Annotated in this window: 1 protein-coding gene and 1 pseudogene; both read right to left on the minus strand. The window is 65.8% G+C overall.

The features are described 5' to 3' along the window. Positions 1-233, minus strand: a pseudogene (locus tag SO140_RS46385) (hypothetical protein); the annotation flags it as partial. Positions 234-249: 16 nt separating this feature from the next. After that, a partial coding sequence (locus SO140_RS46390; RefSeq protein ID WP_498544264.1) for an efflux RND transporter permease subunit occupies positions 250-590 on the minus strand: 341 nt, incomplete at its 5' end.

Here is a 590-nt window from a genome sequence, read left to right on the forward strand (position 1 = left end):
ATATTGGCGATCGCCTCGCGCAGATCGCGGCTGCTGTCCAGCCCCAGCGCCACCACCTGCCGCAGCCTGGCGTCCTGCACATAGTCGCGCCAGGCGACGTCCGGGTAGCTCAACGCCTGCTTGCCGGCGGCCTCGCCCTGCGGCAGGTTGGCGGGCACCGGCGCCGCGGGGCGCTGGTAGTGTGGATCCAGCGACAGACACCCGCTCAGCAGCAGCGGTAAAGTTAACATCATGACTCGTTGCAACACGTTATTCTCCTGCCTGAGACGGCGAGTTGGTGGGCCGGCGGGTAAACATGCGGCGCACCAACACATAAAACAGCGGTACGAAAAAGATGGCCAATGCGGTGGCGGTGATCGTACCGCCGATAATGCCGGTACCGATGGCGATTCGGCTGTTGGCGCCGGCGCCGCTGGATACCGCCAGCGGCAGCACCCCGGCGGTGAACGCCAGCGAGGTCATCAGGATCGGCCGCAGGCGCATGCGTGCCGCGTGGACCGCCGCGCCAATCAGCGTTTCCCCCCGCTGGTGCATCTCCTCGGCGAACTCGACGATCAAAATGGCGTTCTTCGCCGACAGGCCGATGATGG

Source organism: Bradyrhizobium sp. UFLA05-108, from assembly GCF_059803455.1.